Origin of the sequence: Blautia sp. DFI.1.216 (assembly GCF_020594215.1) — a bacterium.
Classification (GTDB): Bacteria; Bacillota; Clostridia; order Lachnospirales; family Lachnospiraceae; genus Blautia_A; species Blautia_A wexlerae.
This window is the reverse complement of the sequence record NZ_JAJDML010000001.1, coordinates 69999-88959: the sequence shown is the minus strand read 5'-3', so window position 1 is coordinate 88959 and position 18961 is coordinate 69999. Positions and strand designations below refer to the sequence as shown.

General features: G+C 41.4%; 25 protein-coding genes. 16 read left to right on the top strand and 9 right to left on the bottom strand.

Features of this window, described 5'->3' with window-relative positions; all coding sequences use genetic code 11:
• The first annotated feature begins 7 nt into the window (after nucleotides 1-7).
• From LJE11_RS00415 to LJE11_RS00370, 11 genes are all read left to right on the top strand, one after another.
• The gene (locus tag LJE11_RS00415) at nucleotides 8-730 is read left to right on the top strand and encodes a hypothetical protein (protein WP_227295269.1); all 723 of its coding nucleotides are present in this window, start codon (nucleotides 8-10) and stop codon (nucleotides 728-730) included.
• Nucleotides 731-3013, top strand: coding sequence for a hypothetical protein (locus tag LJE11_RS00410; protein WP_227295267.1), 2283 nt, complete (start codon nucleotides 731-733; stop codon nucleotides 3011-3013).
• A gap of 438 nt (nucleotides 3014-3451) precedes the next feature.
• Nucleotides 3452-4726, top strand: a complete 1275-nt coding sequence (locus LJE11_RS00405; RefSeq protein WP_195277608.1) for an RNA-directed DNA polymerase — start codon at nucleotides 3452-3454, stop codon at nucleotides 4724-4726.
• Nucleotides 4671-5015, top strand: coding sequence for a hypothetical protein (locus LJE11_RS00400; RefSeq protein ID WP_195277607.1), 345 nt, complete (start codon nucleotides 4671-4673; stop codon nucleotides 5013-5015). Before LJE11_RS00405 ends, LJE11_RS00400 begins: the two co-directional genes overlap by 56 nt.
• 56 nt (nucleotides 5016-5071) lie before the next feature.
• Nucleotides 5072-5206, top strand: coding sequence for a CD1375 family protein (locus LJE11_RS19745; RefSeq protein ID WP_255655183.1), 135 nt, complete (start codon nucleotides 5072-5074; stop codon nucleotides 5204-5206).
• Complete coding sequence (locus LJE11_RS00395; RefSeq protein ID WP_195277605.1) at nucleotides 5203-5373, top strand: hypothetical protein; 171 nt, start codon at nucleotides 5203-5205, stop codon at nucleotides 5371-5373. Before LJE11_RS19745 ends, LJE11_RS00395 begins: the two co-directional genes overlap by 4 nt.
• A 27-nt stretch (nucleotides 5374-5400) precedes the next feature.
• Nucleotides 5401-5865, top strand: coding sequence for a hypothetical protein (locus LJE11_RS00390; protein ID WP_195277604.1), 465 nt, complete (start codon nucleotides 5401-5403; stop codon nucleotides 5863-5865).
• A 21-nt stretch (nucleotides 5866-5886) separates the two neighbouring features.
• Complete coding sequence (locus LJE11_RS00385) at nucleotides 5887-6192, top strand: hypothetical protein (RefSeq protein WP_195277603.1); 306 nt, start codon at nucleotides 5887-5889, stop codon at nucleotides 6190-6192.
• A 4-nt stretch (nucleotides 6193-6196) separates the two neighbouring features.
• On the top strand, nucleotides 6197-6688 hold the full coding sequence (locus LJE11_RS00380; RefSeq protein ID WP_020993784.1) for a DUF2829 domain-containing protein: 492 nt from the start codon (nucleotides 6197-6199) through the stop codon (nucleotides 6686-6688).
• Between the two features lie 18 nt (nucleotides 6689-6706).
• Nucleotides 6707-7021, top strand: coding sequence for an aminopeptidase (locus LJE11_RS00375; protein WP_195277602.1), 315 nt, complete (start codon nucleotides 6707-6709; stop codon nucleotides 7019-7021).
• A 42-nt stretch (nucleotides 7022-7063) separates the two neighbouring features.
• The gene (locus tag LJE11_RS00370; protein WP_227295264.1) at nucleotides 7064-8434 is read left to right on the top strand and encodes an NlpC/P60 family protein; all 1371 of its coding nucleotides are present in this window, start codon (nucleotides 7064-7066) and stop codon (nucleotides 8432-8434) included.
• Nucleotides 8435-8538: 104 nt separating this feature from the next.
• Here LJE11_RS00370 and LJE11_RS00365 read toward each other — a convergent pair whose 3' ends face one another.
• From LJE11_RS00365 to LJE11_RS00345, 5 genes are all read right to left on the bottom strand, one after another.
• Nucleotides 8539-8979 (bottom strand): hypothetical protein, encoded by a 441-nt coding sequence (locus tag LJE11_RS00365; protein ID WP_195277601.1) that lies wholly within the window; start codon nucleotides 8977-8979, stop codon nucleotides 8539-8541.
• Nucleotides 8976-9161 (bottom strand): hypothetical protein, encoded by a 186-nt coding sequence (locus LJE11_RS00360; protein WP_118566519.1) that lies wholly within the window; start codon nucleotides 9159-9161, stop codon nucleotides 8976-8978. The genes LJE11_RS00365 and LJE11_RS00360 overlap by 4 nt, the downstream gene beginning before the upstream one ends.
• A 34-nt stretch (nucleotides 9162-9195) precedes the next feature.
• The gene (locus LJE11_RS00355; protein ID WP_195277600.1) at nucleotides 9196-9885 is read right to left on the bottom strand and encodes a helix-turn-helix domain-containing protein; all 690 of its coding nucleotides are present in this window, start codon (nucleotides 9883-9885) and stop codon (nucleotides 9196-9198) included.
• Between the two features lie 19 nt (nucleotides 9886-9904).
• Nucleotides 9905-10333, bottom strand: coding sequence for a hypothetical protein (locus LJE11_RS00350; protein WP_227295262.1), 429 nt, complete (start codon nucleotides 10331-10333; stop codon nucleotides 9905-9907).
• Nucleotides 10334-10477: 144 nt separating this feature from the next.
• Complete coding sequence (locus LJE11_RS00345; RefSeq protein ID WP_227295258.1) at nucleotides 10478-10894, bottom strand: helix-turn-helix domain-containing protein; 417 nt, start codon at nucleotides 10892-10894, stop codon at nucleotides 10478-10480.
• Between the two features lie 234 nt (nucleotides 10895-11128).
• Here LJE11_RS00345 and LJE11_RS00340 point away from each other — a divergent pair, with 234 nt between their 5' ends.
• Nucleotides 11129-11389 carry a helix-turn-helix domain-containing protein gene (locus LJE11_RS00340; RefSeq protein ID WP_055150086.1) on the top strand — a complete coding sequence of 87 codons (261 nt, stop codon included), beginning with the start codon at nucleotides 11129-11131 and terminating at the stop codon, nucleotides 11387-11389.
• 61 nt (nucleotides 11390-11450) lie between these two features.
• Here the strand turns inward: LJE11_RS00340 and LJE11_RS00335 are convergent, their stop codons facing one another.
• Complete coding sequence (locus LJE11_RS00335; RefSeq protein ID WP_055150088.1) at nucleotides 11451-12377, bottom strand: amidoligase family protein; 927 nt, start codon at nucleotides 12375-12377, stop codon at nucleotides 11451-11453.
• Nucleotides 12378-12608: 231 nt separating this feature from the next.
• On the opposite strand from LJE11_RS00335, the gene LJE11_RS00330 reads away from it, so the two are divergent.
• Nucleotides 12609-12905 carry a hypothetical protein gene (locus LJE11_RS00330; protein ID WP_055150091.1) on the top strand — a complete coding sequence of 99 codons (297 nt, stop codon included), beginning with the start codon at nucleotides 12609-12611 and terminating at the stop codon, nucleotides 12903-12905.
• Nucleotides 12906-13106: a helix-turn-helix domain-containing protein gene (locus LJE11_RS00325; protein WP_055150094.1), complete on the top strand. Its 201-nt coding sequence runs from the start codon at nucleotides 12906-12908 to the stop codon at nucleotides 13104-13106.
• A 258-nt stretch (nucleotides 13107-13364) separates the two neighbouring features.
• Here the strand turns inward: LJE11_RS00325 and LJE11_RS00320 are convergent, their stop codons facing one another.
• Nucleotides 13365-14759 carry a CapA family protein gene (locus LJE11_RS00320; protein WP_227295256.1) on the bottom strand — a complete coding sequence of 465 codons (1395 nt, stop codon included), beginning with the start codon at nucleotides 14757-14759 and terminating at the stop codon, nucleotides 13365-13367.
• Between the two features lie 361 nt (nucleotides 14760-15120).
• Between LJE11_RS00320 and LJE11_RS00315 the strand changes: the two genes are divergently transcribed.
• Nucleotides 15121-15672, top strand: coding sequence for a flavodoxin family protein (locus tag LJE11_RS00315; RefSeq protein WP_025576904.1), 552 nt, complete (start codon nucleotides 15121-15123; stop codon nucleotides 15670-15672).
• A gap of 60 nt (nucleotides 15673-15732) precedes the next feature.
• Complete coding sequence (locus LJE11_RS00310; protein WP_020993787.1) at nucleotides 15733-16110, top strand: hypothetical protein; 378 nt, start codon at nucleotides 15733-15735, stop codon at nucleotides 16108-16110.
• A 63-nt stretch (nucleotides 16111-16173) separates the two neighbouring features.
• Here LJE11_RS00310 and LJE11_RS00305 read toward each other — a convergent pair whose 3' ends face one another.
• Complete coding sequence (locus LJE11_RS00305) at nucleotides 16174-17163, bottom strand: 2-hydroxyacid dehydrogenase (RefSeq protein WP_008704545.1); 990 nt, start codon at nucleotides 17161-17163, stop codon at nucleotides 16174-16176.
• A 453-nt stretch (nucleotides 17164-17616) separates the two neighbouring features.
• Nucleotides 17617-18891, bottom strand: a complete 1275-nt coding sequence (gene aroA, locus LJE11_RS00300) for a 3-phosphoshikimate 1-carboxyvinyltransferase (protein WP_227295254.1) — start codon at nucleotides 18889-18891, stop codon at nucleotides 17617-17619.
• Nucleotides 18892-18961: the final 70 nt, after the last annotated feature.

Here is an 18961-nt window from a genome sequence, read left to right as displayed (position 1 = left end):
TTTAAAAATGATAAAGCAAGAAGTTATCTTTAATGTTAAAAACCTCATGATCTCTAAAACAAAGAATATCTTTGCAACGGAAGGCATTCGGAATGTATTTGAAGCGTTTTTCCAGTTTCATTCTTCTGATTGGGACAATCTTACGAAAACTGCTGTCTTCGAAAATGTAGAGGGCACGAAAGAGCTGCGACTGCTTGTAGACGATAAGTGTGATATACCTGACAGCTTCTTTAAGACTTCTGGAGTGTGTTATGTGTCAGTGATGGCGGGCGATTTCATGGTCACAAATAAAGCGGCGATCATCGTAGTAAACGCTGGGTATACTTCCGGAGATACCGTACCGGATGCAAAGAATTATTTTGAACAGCTTCTGAGATATTTTGATGCAACGAACACGAATGTTCAGGAATATGGAAAGCTGGCCGAAAGATTTGCGGTTGGTTTGGCAGAGGTTCCTGAAAGCCTGACGGATAACGCAAAATATTACGCGCGTCAGGCAGAGCGTGCCGTAATGGGTATTCCGGGGCAGGTGGAAGATGCAAAGGGAGATATCGACAATTATGTAAAGGGCAAGGAAGCTGATCTGAAAGGCGAGGATGGAAATGTGTGCTTTGTCGAGTTTCGCATTGAGCCACCTTGCTTGTATATGCGGAATAATCCGGATGAAACAGACATAGAGTTCCGACTAAACGGTTCAAAATTGGAATACAAATGGAGGGAAAGAGGTTAAATGGCAAATAGATCAACGGGCAGTGGCCAGTGGACTAACATGGGGAACGTTACACCAAATCCTCGTGGAAGTTATTCTGACGCTGAAACATATAAGTATTTAGATATGGTGTCATATGGTGGCGGTTCATATCTCTGCTTGCAGGATGATACAATTGGTGTGCGCCCATCTCCTGGTGAAAGTACAGACAGATGGTTCTGTTCTTCGGTGCCAGGAGAAGCAACCCCGGATTTCAAAAACTTAGTGACAGAAACTAAAGAAGCGGCCAGGACAGCAAAAGAAAAAGCATCTGAGGCGGAGACAAGTGCAAAGGCTTCAGAAATAAGTGCACAGGCGGCTTCGAACTCAGCCGAAGCAGCAGCAGCTTCGGCCAGAGATGCAGAGAATGCAAAAGATGTTGTTGCCGGATACAAAATTGCGGCTGAAAAGGCTGCATCATCCGCTGCGACATCTGAGAAAAATGTAAATGATAAAATTGCTGGACTGGACAATACGTTTTCTGAAAAGACAACGAGCGCAATAGAAACCATAAACAAATCCGTAGATGCAAAAGCAGATGAGATAAAAAATGAAATCACTGCAACAAAAAAATCTATGGTAGATGCGTCTCAGAAAGCTATAAACGACACAATCGATGCGAGAAAAACTGAGATCAATAATACAGGTGCATCTGAAATTAAAAATGTACAGGCTGAATCAGCAACACAGACACAGGGGATTAAAAGCGTAGCAGCTGAGCAACTGGCAGCTATTAATGCGGCTGGTGGCACTTTAGAGAGTGCAATTGAACGCTACTATGCTATGCGCCGTACGAGAGAAATCTATACGGTAGAAGAACTTGATCCGGATGTTACACAGGCCTGCACGGTAAATCGTTTAGATGCTCTGTCTGGTCTTACCTGCACACCGTCCACAAATACGACAGCTGGAGAAGACCAAATTGGAACCCTCGAAGCATTCCGTCCGATTGAAGTGAACTGGATCCTCGATGATGATGGAAACCAGAAAATTACCGCAATTGAGGGAATGCCGGGATATAAGACGACAGGAAAAGTCAACCGTGGAATCATGAACATGGGACTCTATTACAAAAAAGAGCGAAATGCAGAAGACAATGGTTGGCTGCATCATTGGTCCATGCTTCCTCGAAAAGAAGAAGGATATGTTCCGATGAAAGAATGTGTTCGTCCAGACAATACGGTGCAGGGATGGATGCTCCATCCTAAAGGAGCGGCAGTGGATATTGATGGTGTTCCGTATGTAACCAACGGAAAACCCGTCAGAAACAAACCTTCGTATGCAAATTTTACATATGCACGAAAGCAGGGTCCGGCATACTGCTTTGAAACAGATGTGGATGCTGCATGGGTTCTGGCGTTGACAATGATTAAGTACGGAACAAAAGATCTGCAGGCCTATATGAGAGGATGCACAGCTTACAGTAATCAGTATAATGTTGCAGTTGCTGAAGAGAATACAAAGAGAGTAATTCTCACAAAAGATCAGGCGAATTATTTTGTTGTTGGTTCATTTGTCAGTGTTGGAAATCCAGGTTCAAATACGAACTATGATCGATATTATGCTTATATGCATAATATCGTTGATAGCGTAAAAATCACGGCGATTGAAGCTGTGGATGAAACACATAGTGCATTGGTGCTTGATGTTGCAGCACCTTTTACGACGGAAACAAGTTACAAGGTAAGTGCAATGCATTGGGAGACGGGATCCACTGATTCCGTACAGGGTTACGATGGAAGCCCAGTATCCAATACAGATGGAAAGAATATCTGCAAGATTAATGGCATTGAGATTATGCCGGGAGGTCTTTCGGTATCTGGAAACTCTGTTCATATTATAGAGACAGATTCTGATGGAAATACAAGCTGTACATATTATAGATGTGATGATGCCAGATTGTTAACAACTAATACAGATACAATAATTAGTTCGTATGTAAAAGTTGGAAGTTTTCCTGCAACGGACAATGCGTGGAAATACATCAAAGAGCAGATGGTTGATTTTGGTAAAGGAGTTATGTATCCAGTGACATATGGCGGTGGCGATAAAGCTTATTGGGCAGATGGATGGCATACAGGAAGTACTCCTTCGGCTGGCCAAAAGTCAGCCCGGGAGCTCCTCCGGCGCGGCAATCTGCGCAGCGGCGGCATCGCTGGCCCGTCGTGCGTGCGTGGCAGCCATGGCCTGACGTCTGCCGGGTGGAACCTCCTCGCGACCCTTTCTCCTAACGCCGTACGGGGTGAATGGCAGGCGATAGCCTGACAGAGGGGCTGTCCCCTCCAATGGCTACAAATGATTTTAAAATGATGAATTTAACCGTATGAAAATACAGACGGTTTAAAGTAACAAAAAATATAATATAAGGACTTATGGGGTCCGGGAGCTCCTCCGGCGCGGCAATCTGAACAACGGCGGCATCGCTGGCCCGTCGTACGTGAATGGCAACAATGGCCTGACGAATGCCTGGTGGAACATCCTCGCGACAATTTCTGTGTATAAAAAATTTGATACTCGACCTCATAAGCCGGCTGAAGAAGCCTATACTTGGGAATACCCGAAATACGTGATAAAAGGCCATTCCTTTCTCATGAAGTAGATTGACATCTGCAGAGTGGGAAGGGGAGACTGGCAGGTGCGCTGCCAGCCGGGACTAGTAGACAACCGAAAGTCCCTGAATCACACAGAAAGGAAAATGCCTTTATGAAGAAATGCTGCAAGAATGTAAATATTTTAGCAGATGATTTTATTGAAGATCCAATTTATGAAGCACTTGACGAAAAATGGAAACGGCCAGATGTGGCAAAGTATCTGCATGGTCGCACAAGTTCAATGAGTTTGCAGGCTATGAAACGATTACTTCGAGACACAGACGAAAGAGATCTCATGGTATCCGGTCTGATCCGTACAGTGGCAGAAAGTCTCAGATATGAAATCCAGAACAGAGAGTTGAAAGTAGAACCTATTCAGTATGGTTGGCGGCGAGATGGAATAAACGGAAAGTTTCGAGAAATCGGAGTGGAGAGTGTAAAACAGCTTATTCTTGACGAAATAGCCAGCGAAGGACTGGATGAACTCTGGAGAAGAAAACTGGGCTATCATCAATATGCAAGTATCAAAGGAAAAGGACAACTCGGAGGCAAAAGAGCAATAGAGCATCAGATCAGAAAGAAATATGCTCAATCTCGGTATGCCTGGAAGGGCGATGTAAGGAAATGCTATCCATCGGTTGATACCCGTAAATTGAAACGTATGTTGGAACACGATGTGAAGAACGAAGTCCTTCTGTATCTTGTGTTCTTTCTGATAGGGACATACAAACAGGGACTTAATATCGGCTCCGGTTTATCACAGTTTCTGTGCAATTATTACCTGTCTAAAGCCTATGTGTATGTACTTAGCCTACATAAGACCAGAAAGCACCGAGATGGTACGACTGAAAGCAAGAGACTTGTATTTTTCTGTATATTCTATATGGACGACATCCTGCTCATAGGAGCCCGGGAAGCTGATGTTAAGAGGGCGGCTCGGGCGTTAGAAAAGTACCTGTTGAAAGAGTACGGACTCACAATAAAACCGGATGCAGACCTATTCCCGATTGATTATCGCATTAAAACCGGAAATAAATATGAGAATTACAGAGAAAAAGATAAGGCAGAAAGGCGCGGAAAACCGATAGATATGATGGGTTATGTGATTTACAGGGACCACACAGAAATCAGAAGCAAGATCTTTCTGCGGGCAAGGAGAGCTTATTCAGTAGCTTGGTACTGCATGAAGAATAGAGTTGAAATCCCTCTGGAGATTGCTTATAAATGTACCAGTTACTATGGATGGTTTAAACATACCGATTCCAAATACGTCAAAGATAAATATAACATTGATGCTGTTTGCGCAGCTGCAAAAAGGAGGATCAGCAAGCATGCAAAAAGCGAAATATATGGAACGTCAGCCAGAAGTGCGCTGGCAGCCTGTTAATAATGGCATGGTGGATGTTACGCTGTGCTTGAATGAGCAGAAAGTGACGATTGAACAGGGACAGATGGAAGGCTCGGCAGAGCAGATGATGTATGAATATGACTATCATCAGTTCAGAGAATCTATTGACAAAATTAATGAAGAAGCAGTGAGAGTATCTCCTACAAAGTATATGTCCTATGTTCCAGAAAGCGAAAAAAGCTTAGAAGAGAAATTAGAGGAACTGCAGGCTTCGAACGAAATGCTTACAAGTTGCGTTCTTGAGATGTCAGAACTGGTATATCAGTAATGATGAAACTATTAAGTAACTTTATTATATTATTACAGAATGATGGAGGAAAAGAAATGATTGCAATGTTATGGGCACAGCAGATTATGCTTGGAAAGAAAACTTATGCAGAGGTACCGAGACTTCTGAAAGCAAAGGTAAAAGAAATCCTGGAAGATTCCGGAATGGGAGAACTGGCAAAGGAAGAATGACGAAACTACAGATAATAAGTAAACAATGGTCATTGATTTATGATCTTCTGCTACTTAATAAGGGGGCGAGTGAAAGAACCCTTGATGAGATTGAACGGGATATGGATACATTGGAATTTCATTGTAGAAAGTATGCCGACGCAGATGATGAAGAATTGATGGCATGAAAAGGGCCTGAGCAGGCTCTTTTTTTAATGGAGGTAAAACTATGTATAGCCAAAGAAGCCCGCCGTAAGAGCAATATAGAAGCTTTGGAAATTAAATACGGAGGTATTGGAATGACGTTAAAAGAGATTTTGGAAGCTGGTGGGGGAATCCTTTTTGTTGTTCTTACATTAGTACAGGTAGCGCCAATTAAGGTAAATCCTTGGACAGTATTGGGACGATCAATTGGTCGCGTACTGAACAAAGAAGTCATGGACAAAATCGAGGAGGGAAACGCTAAGAATGCACGTTACAGAATTATTCGATTTAATGATGAGGTTAAGCATGATGTAAAACATACAGAGGAGCATTTTGACCAGATTATTGAAGATATTGATACTTATGAAAATTATTGTAGCGATCATCCTCACTTTCCAAATGGAAAAGCAGTTCATTCGATTTCGAATATCAGGAAGATTTATGATAAATGTAGTGATGAACATTCTTTTCTGTAAACACTGGAGGCGGCAGGTAAAATGAAAAAAAGATTAAAAAAGATAGTTTCGGCGATAAAGAAAGTCGGAACATTGAACCTAGTGCTGATGTTTGTCGGCGCTTTTTTTATATGGTTCAACTGGCAGATGATTTTGCTGTACAGACAGTGTGATAGCATGCCGGAAACATATGCCTGTGCAGTTGTGGCAGCAACCATTGGAGAGTGTGGCATATGCGGCTGGATCCGGACAAACAAAGACAAACAGCAGGATCGGAAATGGGAAAAAGAGGACAGGAAGAAACAGGAACAAAACGACGCCAATATGGCAGAAAATGAGGAGGATTGAGAAAATGAAATTTAAAGAAGCATTTGAAGAGATGAAATCAGGAATTCCAGTAAAACTCCCGTCATGGGCTGGCTATTGGTGGTGGGATGAAGAATCCCAGACAATCCTTATGTACACAAAAGACGGTGACTGTCTGGATATAAGAGAAACACAGAATGTGGAGTATACGCTTCAGAATATTCTTTCCGATGAGTGGGTTTATGCGGATAGTCGGAACTGCCCGATTCTTGGCGGAGAAGCAACATTCTCTTTTGGAGAAGCAATTAAGTACCTGAAAAGAGGCATGAAAGTAGCAAGAAAAGGATGGAATGGAAAGAAGCAGTACATTCAGCTTGCAAGCGGAATCTCTTATAAATCGCCTACCGGAGATATCGTGAACTGTGAACATGACGCAATCGGCAACATGGCAGTAGCTTTTGTCGGAACTTCTGGTGTACAGATGGGATGGCTAGCGTCACAGGCAGATATGCTTGCTGAAGACTGGGTATTTGCATAAGAAGAGGAGGATAAATTTATGACATTAGAATATTTTTTACTGTTACTTATGATTGTATCAATCTTTACCGGCTTAGTGACTGAAGGTATTAAGAAGTTGCTTGAAGAGTCAAAAAAAACCTACAAGGCAAATTTCCTTGCAGGAGGGGTGGCTGTAGCTTTATCTCTGCTTGTTGGAGTTGGGTACATTATTTTGATGGAGGCGCAGATTAATAGCAAAATGGCAGTATATCTTATTGCGTTAGTACTTTTGTCCTGGCTGTCTGCAATGGTTGGATACGACAAGGTCATTCAGTCACTTGGGCAAATTAAACTCCCGAATAAAAATGAGTAGTTAGGAGCCTGTTTTAAGGCTCCTTTTTTGCGAGGTGGACTTATGGATAAGCAAAATATAACTGTGTTGAGAAAAATACTGTACGCAGTGGAATCCGGAGATCAGGTATATGGTAAGCAGGATTATTCCTGCTTTGCCGGGGTCGGAGCGAACTGTAGCAATGAAAAAGCTATTACGATCGGTGCGGGCCAGTGGTACGCAGGAGAAGCAAAAGAACTGTTATACCGGATTCAGAGAGCAAACCCGAAGCTATTCAAAGACATGGATAATGCAGGCATGGAAAAAGACCTGCTGATGAAGAGCTGGGATACATACGCCGTAACAGCAGAATCTACGAAAGGAAAATGTATCGTAGACATTATCAGCACTGACTTGGGGAAGGAATGCCAGGATCAGTACATGGAAGACCAGATACAAGCGTATATTCCGATCATTGAAAAAGCATATGGAACCATGCCAGATAGTGCCATGATGGAATGCATCAATATCCTGCATCAGGGTGGCTTTGACGCATTGAAAAGAATCTTGTCTAAAACTCCGGAACCGTACACTGCAGACAAGATTTATGCAACGTTATGTAAGGATCCGGCAGACTCGACGCCGAACCAGGTAGGAGATTACACAGACAGACAGAAAGCGGTAATCAGCATGATTAAGAATTATGCTGTGACTGCGGAAAGAAAGGAAGATGCAGCAATGACAAAAACAGAAAAAGCAATAAGGCAGATGGAGACATGGGCGAAAGATGATTCTCACGGCTACGATCAGGACTACCGCTGGGGAGAAAAAGGAGATTACGACTGTTCCTCCGCTGTAATTCAGGCATGGCAGAACGCCGGAGTTCCAGTTAAGTCTGGTGGCGCTACATACACAGGAGATATGAAGAACGTATTCCTGAAAAATGGATTTGTAGACGTAACGAGCAAAGTTAACGTAGCAACCGGATCTGGTCTGCTCAGAGGAGATGTGCTGCTGAATGAAGCGCATCATGTAGCCATGTACTGTGGAAATGGTAAAGAGGTAGAAGCCAGCATCAACGAGAAAGGTACCGCTCATGGCGGTAAACCGGGAGACCAGACTGGTAAGGAGTTTCTGATCCGGAGCTATCGGAATTATCCTTGGAATTGTGTGCTCAGGTATAGAGGGAATATTTTCTCCGCTTCTGACACAGAAAAGAAGCAGAACGCAGTAGCCTATGTAGCGAGATTCACAAAGGATTGCAAATGCTACAGTGCAGCCGGCAAGACTCAGGCGAAAATGTTCCCGGTGATTAAAAAGAATGCGGTTGTAGATGTGATGAAATACACCGAAACCGTAAATGGTAAAAAGTGGTATTTTATCCGGATTCCACATCCGACAGAAGGATTCGTAAGAGAATTTGTTCCGGCCGGATATTTCAAGAAGTTGATTTAAAAAAGACGGCGCCTTCTAAAATCACATTAAAATATATCACTTCAAAAGGAACTCTATAAAGATGGAGTTCCTTTTGAATAAACCGCTAATTATATTTTATAATATTATTCCTCCCCTATCTTTTCTTCATATTTTTTTATGAGCCATTCCGGGACCGGTTCGTCTCCGTCGTCACCCCTGTATTTGATCGGGTCAATATTGTTTGTGAAACACCATTCCCAGCTGTTATAATCGTCGCCGTCTTTTGATACGATGTAGAATATATCATATTCGCCATCCACAAATGCTATCGTATCTGTTGTATTCATTGTGTACAGCATGATATACATGTTTCTCCTGTATGCGTACGCCATTTCTAGCGGCGAATCTTCACCGCCCAGAAATTCCATGAACATTTCAACGTCGGAAGATTCTTTCGACAATTTGTTATAATAATCGTAGACTTTTTCATCCCATCCGTCCGGGAAAAGCTTACGATCTTTTATTTTCTCGTTATCTTCTTTAGCCATTTTGTAAATGGTTTCAAGCTTCACTCTTTTAATCATTTTCTTACCTCCTCTTGTTCCATTTCGAGCCAAATTTCACACTGCTCGCCGTCTTCCTCGTAGCTGACAACTTCGCCAGCTTCCAGGCGTTCTCGCCAGTTCTCCGGGTAGTTTTCCGGGATGTAAATACAGTTTCCCGGAAAGAGCTGGTTGTTGCGTTTCTCGTTGACTAAATATTCCATTTTTTCCTCCTTGACTTGTAAGTTTTCAGCAGTTTTATTTTGAATCTTCTAAGACAGCTCGCTCTAACAGCTGTCTCACATAATCCGGACATTTGCTTTTTCCGGATTCCCAGTTTTCGAGCGTTCTAATCGGTATGTTGTACCTCCTTGAGAATTCTGCTCGGGATATCTTTAAGTGTTCACGCATTTCCATGGTGGACATATTTTCTTTTTGCTTCAGATCATCTTCCATAGATCCTTTTGTTTTGTAAGACATGAATCCTACCGCGGATGGGAAAATACGGGTGTAAGTGGTTTTGTTTTCGTCAATCCATTTAATACTCACATATACTTTTGCACATAAATATGGCCATTCCGGACTTAATATAGTACCGTCCGCATATACACAAACATCGCATTCTTCAGCGATAGAATTATCATATATGATACGATCGACTTCTTCTTTAAAGAATTTCGCACGGCAATAGGCCACGATGTCGTCTAACTGGTATCCGTCGCATTCAGGTATAAAACTTTTGATCTGTTTTCGCTTGATCTCCCATAGATTCGTGCTATAATCTTTATCCATTTTAACGAGGCTGTCGACAAACCCACCGACAGGAGAGGGATTTAAGATTTTGTAAGCTACATCAAGTTCGGCTTCAGATTTTCCGCAGCCTTTCTTGAAATCATGCATTAATTCATCCATCATGGATTCAAATTCAGATTGATTATATTTATACATACATTTCGCCCCCCTTCTATCAATGTTCTTTGACATATTTATGTATACGCTCATATAAATTCATTTCATTTCGGTTCGCCATTAATTCGCTCAAATCGTTTGAATCATAATTTGTAGAATATACGGCATAACTGCGATTTTCGATAAACCATGAAGCTTCTTTGATGTTGCTAAGAATCTCCATATCTTTAGCTCTTTTTTCTGCGCGAGCAGGTCTGTCTTCGGCTTCGTATTTTCTAACGAGAGCAGATAAATATGAAATCATGTTTTTTCTTATATCTTCAGCCCATGCAATCTGTTTTGGACTTCCGACGAGTTCAACTAATTTTTGTTCCATTGTTTTCGCTTCCTCCCATGCTTTCTTAAGACCGGAGGAAATTGTCATTGCAGATTTCTTGACCAGTTCCCATGCTCTTTTCATAATGTTTGATAAGTTATATTTCTTCATCTTGCTTTCCTCCGTTCCTTTGATGATTACATAATACCACCAATTTGGTGGTATGTCAAGAAGAAACGCAATTAAATTAATGCTAGTGTACGAGTGCTCGACTTTAAATTACTCTTATCTGGGATATAGCCAGTACCGTTTCCTCTACTCATTCGCCTCTCCTTTTCCCAATGTTGCCATTAAGAGATTTGTAGCAAAGCCTTCTATTGCATCGATGTAATCGACATCTTCGTCCTCCCATTCACAGTTGGGATATCTTTCCCGGAATCTATCAACTATATTCAACACAGTTTTATACGCTGCTTGATCGGCTCCGTATTGGTCATCTAAATCTTTAAACAATGGATGGATTTTACCTTCTTGCAGAAGCGTGTCATACATGAATGTTACTTCTACAATGTCTGTTCTTCTAACAGATTCTTCCAATAATTGCAGAACATATTCCGGTGGAATTCGAACTTCGGATTCCCACGATTCAAGCGTTCTAATCGGTATGTTGTACCTCCTTGAGAACTCCGCTCTGGAGACTCCTATGTAATTTCTCATTTCTGTAATGTTCATAATTGTTACCTCCTTCATAATGAAATAATACCACACAATGCGTGGTATAGTCAATAATAATTCCTTCCATATATTACCGCTATTTTTTCTACATCTGGTGTGATAGGATAAACGAGCTTCACACAGTTAAATTTCTGGCGTAAATTCGATAGGATATAGCAGAAAACGATATAATCTAACAAATTCCGTCATGTATTACCATAAAGTGGTAATTTATAACGGAGGAGCAATGGCATGATTAAAATTTTACTGTCGAAAAAGCTGGGAGAGTTAAGACTTACTCAAGCAGATCTGGCGAGGGCAACTGGAATCAGACCCAATACCATCAATGAGTTGTACCACGAGCTCACAGAAAGGGTCAGCCTTGAACACCTTGATTTAATTTGTGAAGCATTAAATTGTGAGTTGGACGAATTGATTATAAGGGTACCAAACAAGGAAACATCTATAACCCATACACGCCAGGGAACCCAGAAATCTAGCGACACAAAGTAGATTGCTGCAACAATCTACAACTAAAGAGAGGGCGAAAACCCTCTCTTTATACTGCAATGTATTAAGCTGCATGGGAAGCTTCTGCATTTTTTCTGAGCTGTTTCATCATGTGTAACCTGCAGGTCTTGAATTCATCTCCGTAAAGACCAAGGCGATTTGTTAAAATATTATACATCAGTGTGACTTTTTTCTCTGCAGTGTATCCATTCATTGATCGGAATACTATTTTGTCTGAGGATTCGATAGACCATGCTGAAAGAGCAAGGACAAACTGGATGTATGCTTTAATTTTTCCAGCATGAAGAGTGCTGTTAAAAAGTCTGAATTCGACTGTGCCTTTCTGGAAGAAGCTGTGAAGATTCAGGGCGTGGTATCTTGTTGAATTATAATGACTATGATCAATACCACCATGATACTGATCGTTCGCACTGCTGTACCAGATTTCTTCAACTTTTCTTGCATCAAGATCCTTTTCTTTTTTCATTGTATCCAGTAAATCCTTACATACCGGCTTGCACCATCTGTCTTTTCTACTTCCTACTGCAAGAGCATCGTAGATAATCTCCTGTCTGCTGAAAAAGAAATTTACCAGTCTTCTGAGAGAAGTGGCGGTATGATTGGCGCCGTCAACATGAATATGTATTCCGCAACTGCTGTGAGGTACTCCGCCGAGTTCTTTAAATTTACGGATTATTGACTGAAGCGTTTCAATATCTTCATAATTAAGTGGCGGTGTTACAAATTCAACTCTATATTCATCCATCAATTCACGTCCCGCTTTTCTAACTGGACAAATACTTGAATCTCTCATTACTTTCCAAATTCTTCTTTTGCTATCTCGAATCGTATAAGTACGATAGCAAGTGCGATCAGGTCCGGTAGCATGACTTCCGAGGATTTCTGCAACAGCCTCAGCGGCCATGGTTCTTGTTATTCCTGTAAATTCTACCTCGACTCCAAATTTCTGTTTCTTTAAAAGTTCTGACATATCATTTTCCTCCTATTATCTTTCAAACCTCGCACCGTCTATGCGAATGTTTGTTCTGCTGTTTATGTTTGTATATTACCATATGTACCGTACATGTCAATAGTTTACTAGAGAAAATTTCTAAAATTATAGAGAAAAAATTCAATATAATGAAGCAAAAGCTTGACATACATTAAACAAGACTATATAATAAAGCCAGATAAAAACAGACAAATCAGAGGAGGAAACACTATGAATAAAACGGAATCTGTAGCTGGTAAAGCTACAAGAAGAATGCAACTTAAAAACATGCCTCTCGATCGCTTCGAGGACGGAGTTGGATTCATCCATGCAACCGGATGCGATTGTTTCGTGGATGGCGAGTGGGTAACTGAATATGAAGACGGAATCTATGAGGATGCCCCAGGCTGCGTCTATGAGGACGAGGAAGATGATGAACCTGAGTGGACGGAAGAAGACGAAACTCAGTACGCAGAGACGTTCGAACCGTATCCGGGCTTTGAAAATTTTAAACTGGGAGGAAAATAGATGATTTCATATACTCCCCTCTGGCATACCCTTATCAATAAGGGCATGAATAAGGGGGATTTAAAAAATATGACTGGTTTAAGCTTCGGAACCATTGCCAGTATGGGAAAAAACGAGCCAGTCAACTTAAAACAGATCGACAGGATCTGCAAAGCTCTTCATTGCAAGATAGAGGATGTTATAGAATATAAGGAAGATTAAATGCTTCCTTATATATATTTAACAAATGTTAGATTCTGGTTACCTGCCATTAACATGCGGGATGCTATGATTATCATATAATGTCACCCAAATAATTATATCAATCAATTATCTGGTTATGAGCAAGTAGCGAAGAGGATGCTTTTATCTGCCTGATAAAAGCATAGTAAAAATATAAAAAAGAGCTGAGAAGTCCTTAACTGGATTTTTCAGCTCTTTTGAAGTATTGATGTGATTTTGGATGAATGAAGGCTCTATTTATTCGGCGTCCGAATTATCGGTATCATAGGATTCGTTGTATGTCTCTGCGTCTGTGTCATCTGAAGCTGAACTGTTCATATCAACGATATCGCTATCTGAAGCAGCTGTATCTGCAGAACTGCTCTGGGAGTCATTATTACTGTTATATTTTGCAGTAAAAGTACTGCCTTCTGCAGTAGAAATCCAGGAACTCCGCTCATTGATTTTTCCAAGGATTCTTGTTGCCTCATCACCTTCTGCCGGAGTTGGCTGATAATTATTATATCCATCATAGGCAGCAGAAGAAATGGAGCAGGGAATGATATTGGTCACGTTGTCTTTTTTTACCCCATCGGCATCAATAGTAAAGGTCTGCTGGTAGATCATGGTGTCCATATCACTTGGAGAACTGTTGCCACCGAAGCAGAAGTTTCCGAGGCTGTATACAATATTCCTGCCTTTATAAGTTTCAATGCCCTGAAGTACATGCGGATGATGTCCGCATACAAGATCAGCGCCTTCATCGATCGCGATGCGTCCAAGTGTTGTCTGGTTGCTGTCCGGAACGGTTTCCGTTTCATTACCCCAGTGGAAGATCACTACGATCAGCTGTGCCCCGTCTGCCTTTACTTTTGCAATATTGTCTTTTAACTGCTGCTCGCGCTCAAGATGGTCGTACAGTTCATAGATACCGACTAATCCCACTTTGATTCCCTTTACATCCATAACAGCAGTTTCATCATATCCGAAATGAACGATTCCTGCATCATCCAGTGCTGCCAGAGTATCATCGAAACTCTGATTACCGTAATCATGACTGTGATTGTTAGCGGTATTTACGGCCTCTACAGATCCGCCTGTCAGAATAGAGGCATAGGATGCGGGTGCTTTAAATGCAAATGTTTTATCCTCCCGTTCATCAGAATCGGTGAGTGTTCCTTCAAAATTTGCAATAGTCAGATCATCTGTGGAGAAAATATCTTTTACATTCTGCAGGAAATAATCTGCACCGTAATTTTCATAATAAGCATTTAAGCTGGTATCATAATCAAAAGTTTCATCTGTGCCAAGAGTGCAGTCACCGACAACACTGAGTGTCAGAGAAACAGGAGAAGATACTGTAGCATTGGAAGAATCCGTGTTCTGAGAATCTGAGGATGCTTTCTGGCAGTTGTCCTTAGAAGCGTTCATGGAAACAGTTTTTTTGGCTGCTGCCTGTCTGGAACTCATATAGTTGCTGCATCCGCGGATACCTGCCAGAATAAGTATAAAAACCAGAACAAAGATACCGATACCTGTTGCAATCAGCAATTTTTGCCTTTTTTCCTGATAGTATTTTGATTTTTTGTAGATGTCTTTCCTGCGTGCAGAAGAAGATTTCGTCTGGCTTCGCTTGTTGGATTGTAGGCTCATATGTATAGTTCTCGCTTTCGTTTATAATAGATTAGAGATATAGTATTAAAAAAATATTAAAGAGACCGGGCAGTTAAAATATCTGAACAGATGATCAGAATTAACAAAAAATAAATCGTAATTGCTATAGGATATATTCAAAGTATATAGAGAATTCACAGAATCGTCAAGAAATAAGTCTTTTCATAAAACCGTATTTTTGTTATAATACCATGACAAAAGGTTACATAAATATTACAGACAGAAAAAAGAGATGTGTTATCCTAAAGCGTATGAAACATGCTCTGAAAGCACTCAAAGATAATGAGAGATGGGTACGTGAGATAGCACTTCTCAGGAAAGAATATGAGGAAAAATAAAGATGAAAACATTGATATTCAACGGTTCACCGCGAAAGAACGGTGAAACTGCATATATGATCCGGACTCTGCAGGAAAATCTTGGAGGGGATTTTAAGGTGGTTAATGCCTACAGGGCAGATATCCGCCCGTGTATAGACTGCAGATGGTGTTTTGATCATGCAGGATGCGCAGTCAAAGATGAATGGCAGGAGGTTCTTTCGTACATTGAAGAATGTGACCATATTATTATGGCATCTCCTGTATATTTTGAGGAGGTTACGGGAATGCTTCTTGCTGTGATGAGCAGACTGCAGACCTATTTCAGTGCAAGATATATCCGTAAAGAAGAACCTGTTCCTAAGAAGAAAACAGGAGCAGTTCTGCTGACAGCAGGAAGTATCGGACCCAGAGAAAAAGCGGAAAGTACGGCAGAGATGCTGCTTCGTCAGATGAGCTGTGACAGTCTGGGGACTGTATATGTGAACCGTACAGACAAAGTGCCGGTCAGAGACAGAGAAGATATCATACAGGAAATAAAAGATCTGGCAGGCAGATTGAGAACAGCAGAATAAATATTATCTGAAAATGAAACACCATTTGTGTTATGTGGAACAGACGAAAGGATGATTAAAATGAAAAAAATAAAATACTTTATGATTACAGGAATGCTTCTGGCATCCATCGGTCTTGCCGGATGTGGGAAGAAGTCAGAAGATGATATTACAAATAAGGAAATTTATCAGGATGATCTTGAACCGCTGACAGAAGAAGAGCTGAATGAAATGGATGCAGATACTTCTGACGAGGATATGAAACAGATTGATGAGCCTGAGGAAGAAACCGCTGACATTACAGATACTACAGATGCAACAGAAACTACAGATAAAACGGAAAATACAGATAAAGCAGAAACTTCAGATTCTTCTGCAAAAAAATCTGCGGATAAAACTGAAACATCAGATTCTGCAGATACAACAAAATCAGAAACTAAAACGAAAACTGAAAAATAATCACAAGGGGGCTGTCGCTGGAATTATTATTGCGACAGCCCCCTGATCATATTTCTGTAATTATCAGGAAAGAACCTCGTTCTTCAGTTCGTTCCCATCCATAAATGCTTTCGCATTTTCGAGAGTAGTCTCGGCAATGTTAGTCAGTGCTTCTTTTGTAAAGAATCCCTGATGAGAAGTCATCACTACATTCGGGAAGGAAAGCAGGCGCTGGGTAATGGAGCTCTGCAGAATACGCTCGGACATATCCTCGAATACGAAATCAGTTTCTTCTTCATAAACATCCAGTCCTACTGCAAAGAACTTATGATCACGGATTCCGGAGATCAGGTCCTCTGTCTTGATCAGGCCGCCGCGGGAAGTGTTTACAAGAATTACACCATCTTTCATTTTGGCGATAGTTTCTTCATTGATGATGTGTTTGGTTTCTTCTGTAAGCGGGCAGTGAAGACTGATGAGATCACTGGTTGCCAGAAGCTCATCCAGAGATACATATTCCAGATAATCCAGGCTCTTATTCGGGAAAAGATCGTAAGCGATAACTCTCATACCAAAACCTTTGCAGATTTTTGCCATTGCCTGGCCAATTTTTCCGGTACCAATGATGCCGGCAGTTTTCTGATAGAAATTAAGTCCCATCAGACCACTTAAAGAGAAGTTGTTTTCGCGGCATTTGATGTATGCTTTATGTGTGTGGCGGTTTGCGGTCAGCGCAAGTGCCATTGCATGCTCAGCCACAGCTTCCGGAGAATATCCCGGAACACGCAGAACCTTCATTCCGAATTTGTGAGCAGTTTCCAGATCTACATTGTTATATCCTGCGCAGCGCATAAGGATCAGTTTTACACCCTGAGCATTCAGCTCTTCGATAACAGGAGTGCTCAGATCAGCGTTTACAAAAGCGCAGATTGCCTCATATCCTTTTGCAAGGGAAGCAGTTTCTTCGTGAATATTTGCTTCGGTAAATTTAATTGTAATTCCCGGATAGGAAGGAAGAAGCTTCTCGAAAAATTCCTCGTCGTAGTTTTTTGTGCCGTAAAATAAGATTTTCATAAATGTTAGCTCCTCTCTGGCTGTATACCTGTATGGTATACTCACCGTGAAAATTATAATATCAGTGTTTATAGCAATCCTCATAAATAATGCATCTTAATCCAGACCATCAGAGTGTGAAATCCTGCTATAGTAAAACAAATCGAATAATGTTAAAATAATAACAATCTTCTGACGATTCACATTATAACCGATTTATCGGAAAAAGAAAAGACTATTTTGGATAAAATTTCTCAAGTATCTATAAAAATACAATCTGAGAGAGTATGAAGATACTGTAAATAGGAATTGCAAATTATGCTTTGTTATGAAAAGTATGTACAGAAAGACAAAAGATATGCAGGATAAAAAACATTTTGCGGGATATTACAGGTGAACAGTAAAAATTATGCTGCTGTCAACAAACATAAAAAAATGATATGTTGACAGCAGCATAATTATAAATGACAGTTGCTATTTTCCGAGAGAGTACAGATCTTCATAGAATTCCGGATAGGAAATTTTAACGCAGTCCCCATCTTTGATAGTAAGTGTACCGTCACAAATTGTACCTGCAACAGCAAAGGACATGGCAATACGGTGATCAAGATAAGAATTGATCTCGGCACCATGAAGTGGCTTTCCTCCATGGATGATCATTCCGTCATCAGTCGGCTGAATATCAGCTCCCATGCGTTTCAGTCCTTCTGTTACCACTGCGATACGGTCGGATTCTTTTACCTTCAGCTCCTGTGCGTCCCTGATAACAGTAGTCCCCTCTGCAAAAGCTGCCATTACAGCGATCATCGGGATTTCATCGATCAGTGTGGGGATGATCTCACCCTCAACAGTGGTTCCGTGAAGACTGCTTGTGCGGATCAGCAGGTCAGCGGTAGGCTCACCCTCTGTACTTGCATTCAGCAGAGTAATATCAGCCCCCATAGCCTTGCATACACGAAGCATTCCGTCTCTGGTTGGATTAATGCCTACATTTTTAAGAAGAATCTCACTTCCGGGAGTAAGAAGCCCTGCTGCGATAAAGTAAGCAGCAGAAGAAATATCTCCGGGAACTTTAATCTCGCGTCCGTTCAGCACAGGCTCCGGTTCAATAGAAGCAGTTGTTCCCTGGGAAGTCACATTTGCGCCGAAATAATTCAGCATGATCTCCGTATGATTTCTGGAAAGTACCGGCTCAGTAACGCTGGTAATCCCATCTGCATACATACCAGCCAGAAGCACGCAGGATTTTACCTGTGCGGAAGCAACCGGTGACTGATAATGAGCGGCATGCAAAGACTTTCCTGTAATACGCAAAGGTGCGCATCCATTGCCCCTCAGACTTACGATATCAGCGCCCATAGACAGAAGAGGAGTCATAATCCTTTTCATTGGACGGGACTGAATGGAAGCGTCACCGTTTAATTCGCTGGTAAAAGACTGTCCTGCCAGAATTCCGGAGATCAGTCTTGTGGTAGTCCCGCTGTTTCCCACATCCAGAGTTTCAGACGGAGCACTGAGTCCGTGAAGTCCCTTTCCATGAACGAGGATTTCGGAAGCATTTCTTTCAATATCGATTCCCATTTTCCGGAAACAGGAGATTGTAGAGAGACAGTCAGCTCCCTCAAGAAAATGTGTGATCTTTGTAGTACCCTGTGCAAGAGAACCGAACATAACTGCACGATGAGAAATGGATTTATCTCCGGGTACAGTGAGTTCTCCTCTGAGGCTTGTCTGTTTTTTTATTTCCATGTTTGATTCCTGCCTGTTTTTATAATATTTCTGTATTTCCCTGCAGTTATTTATAGCAATCTGCTTTTGA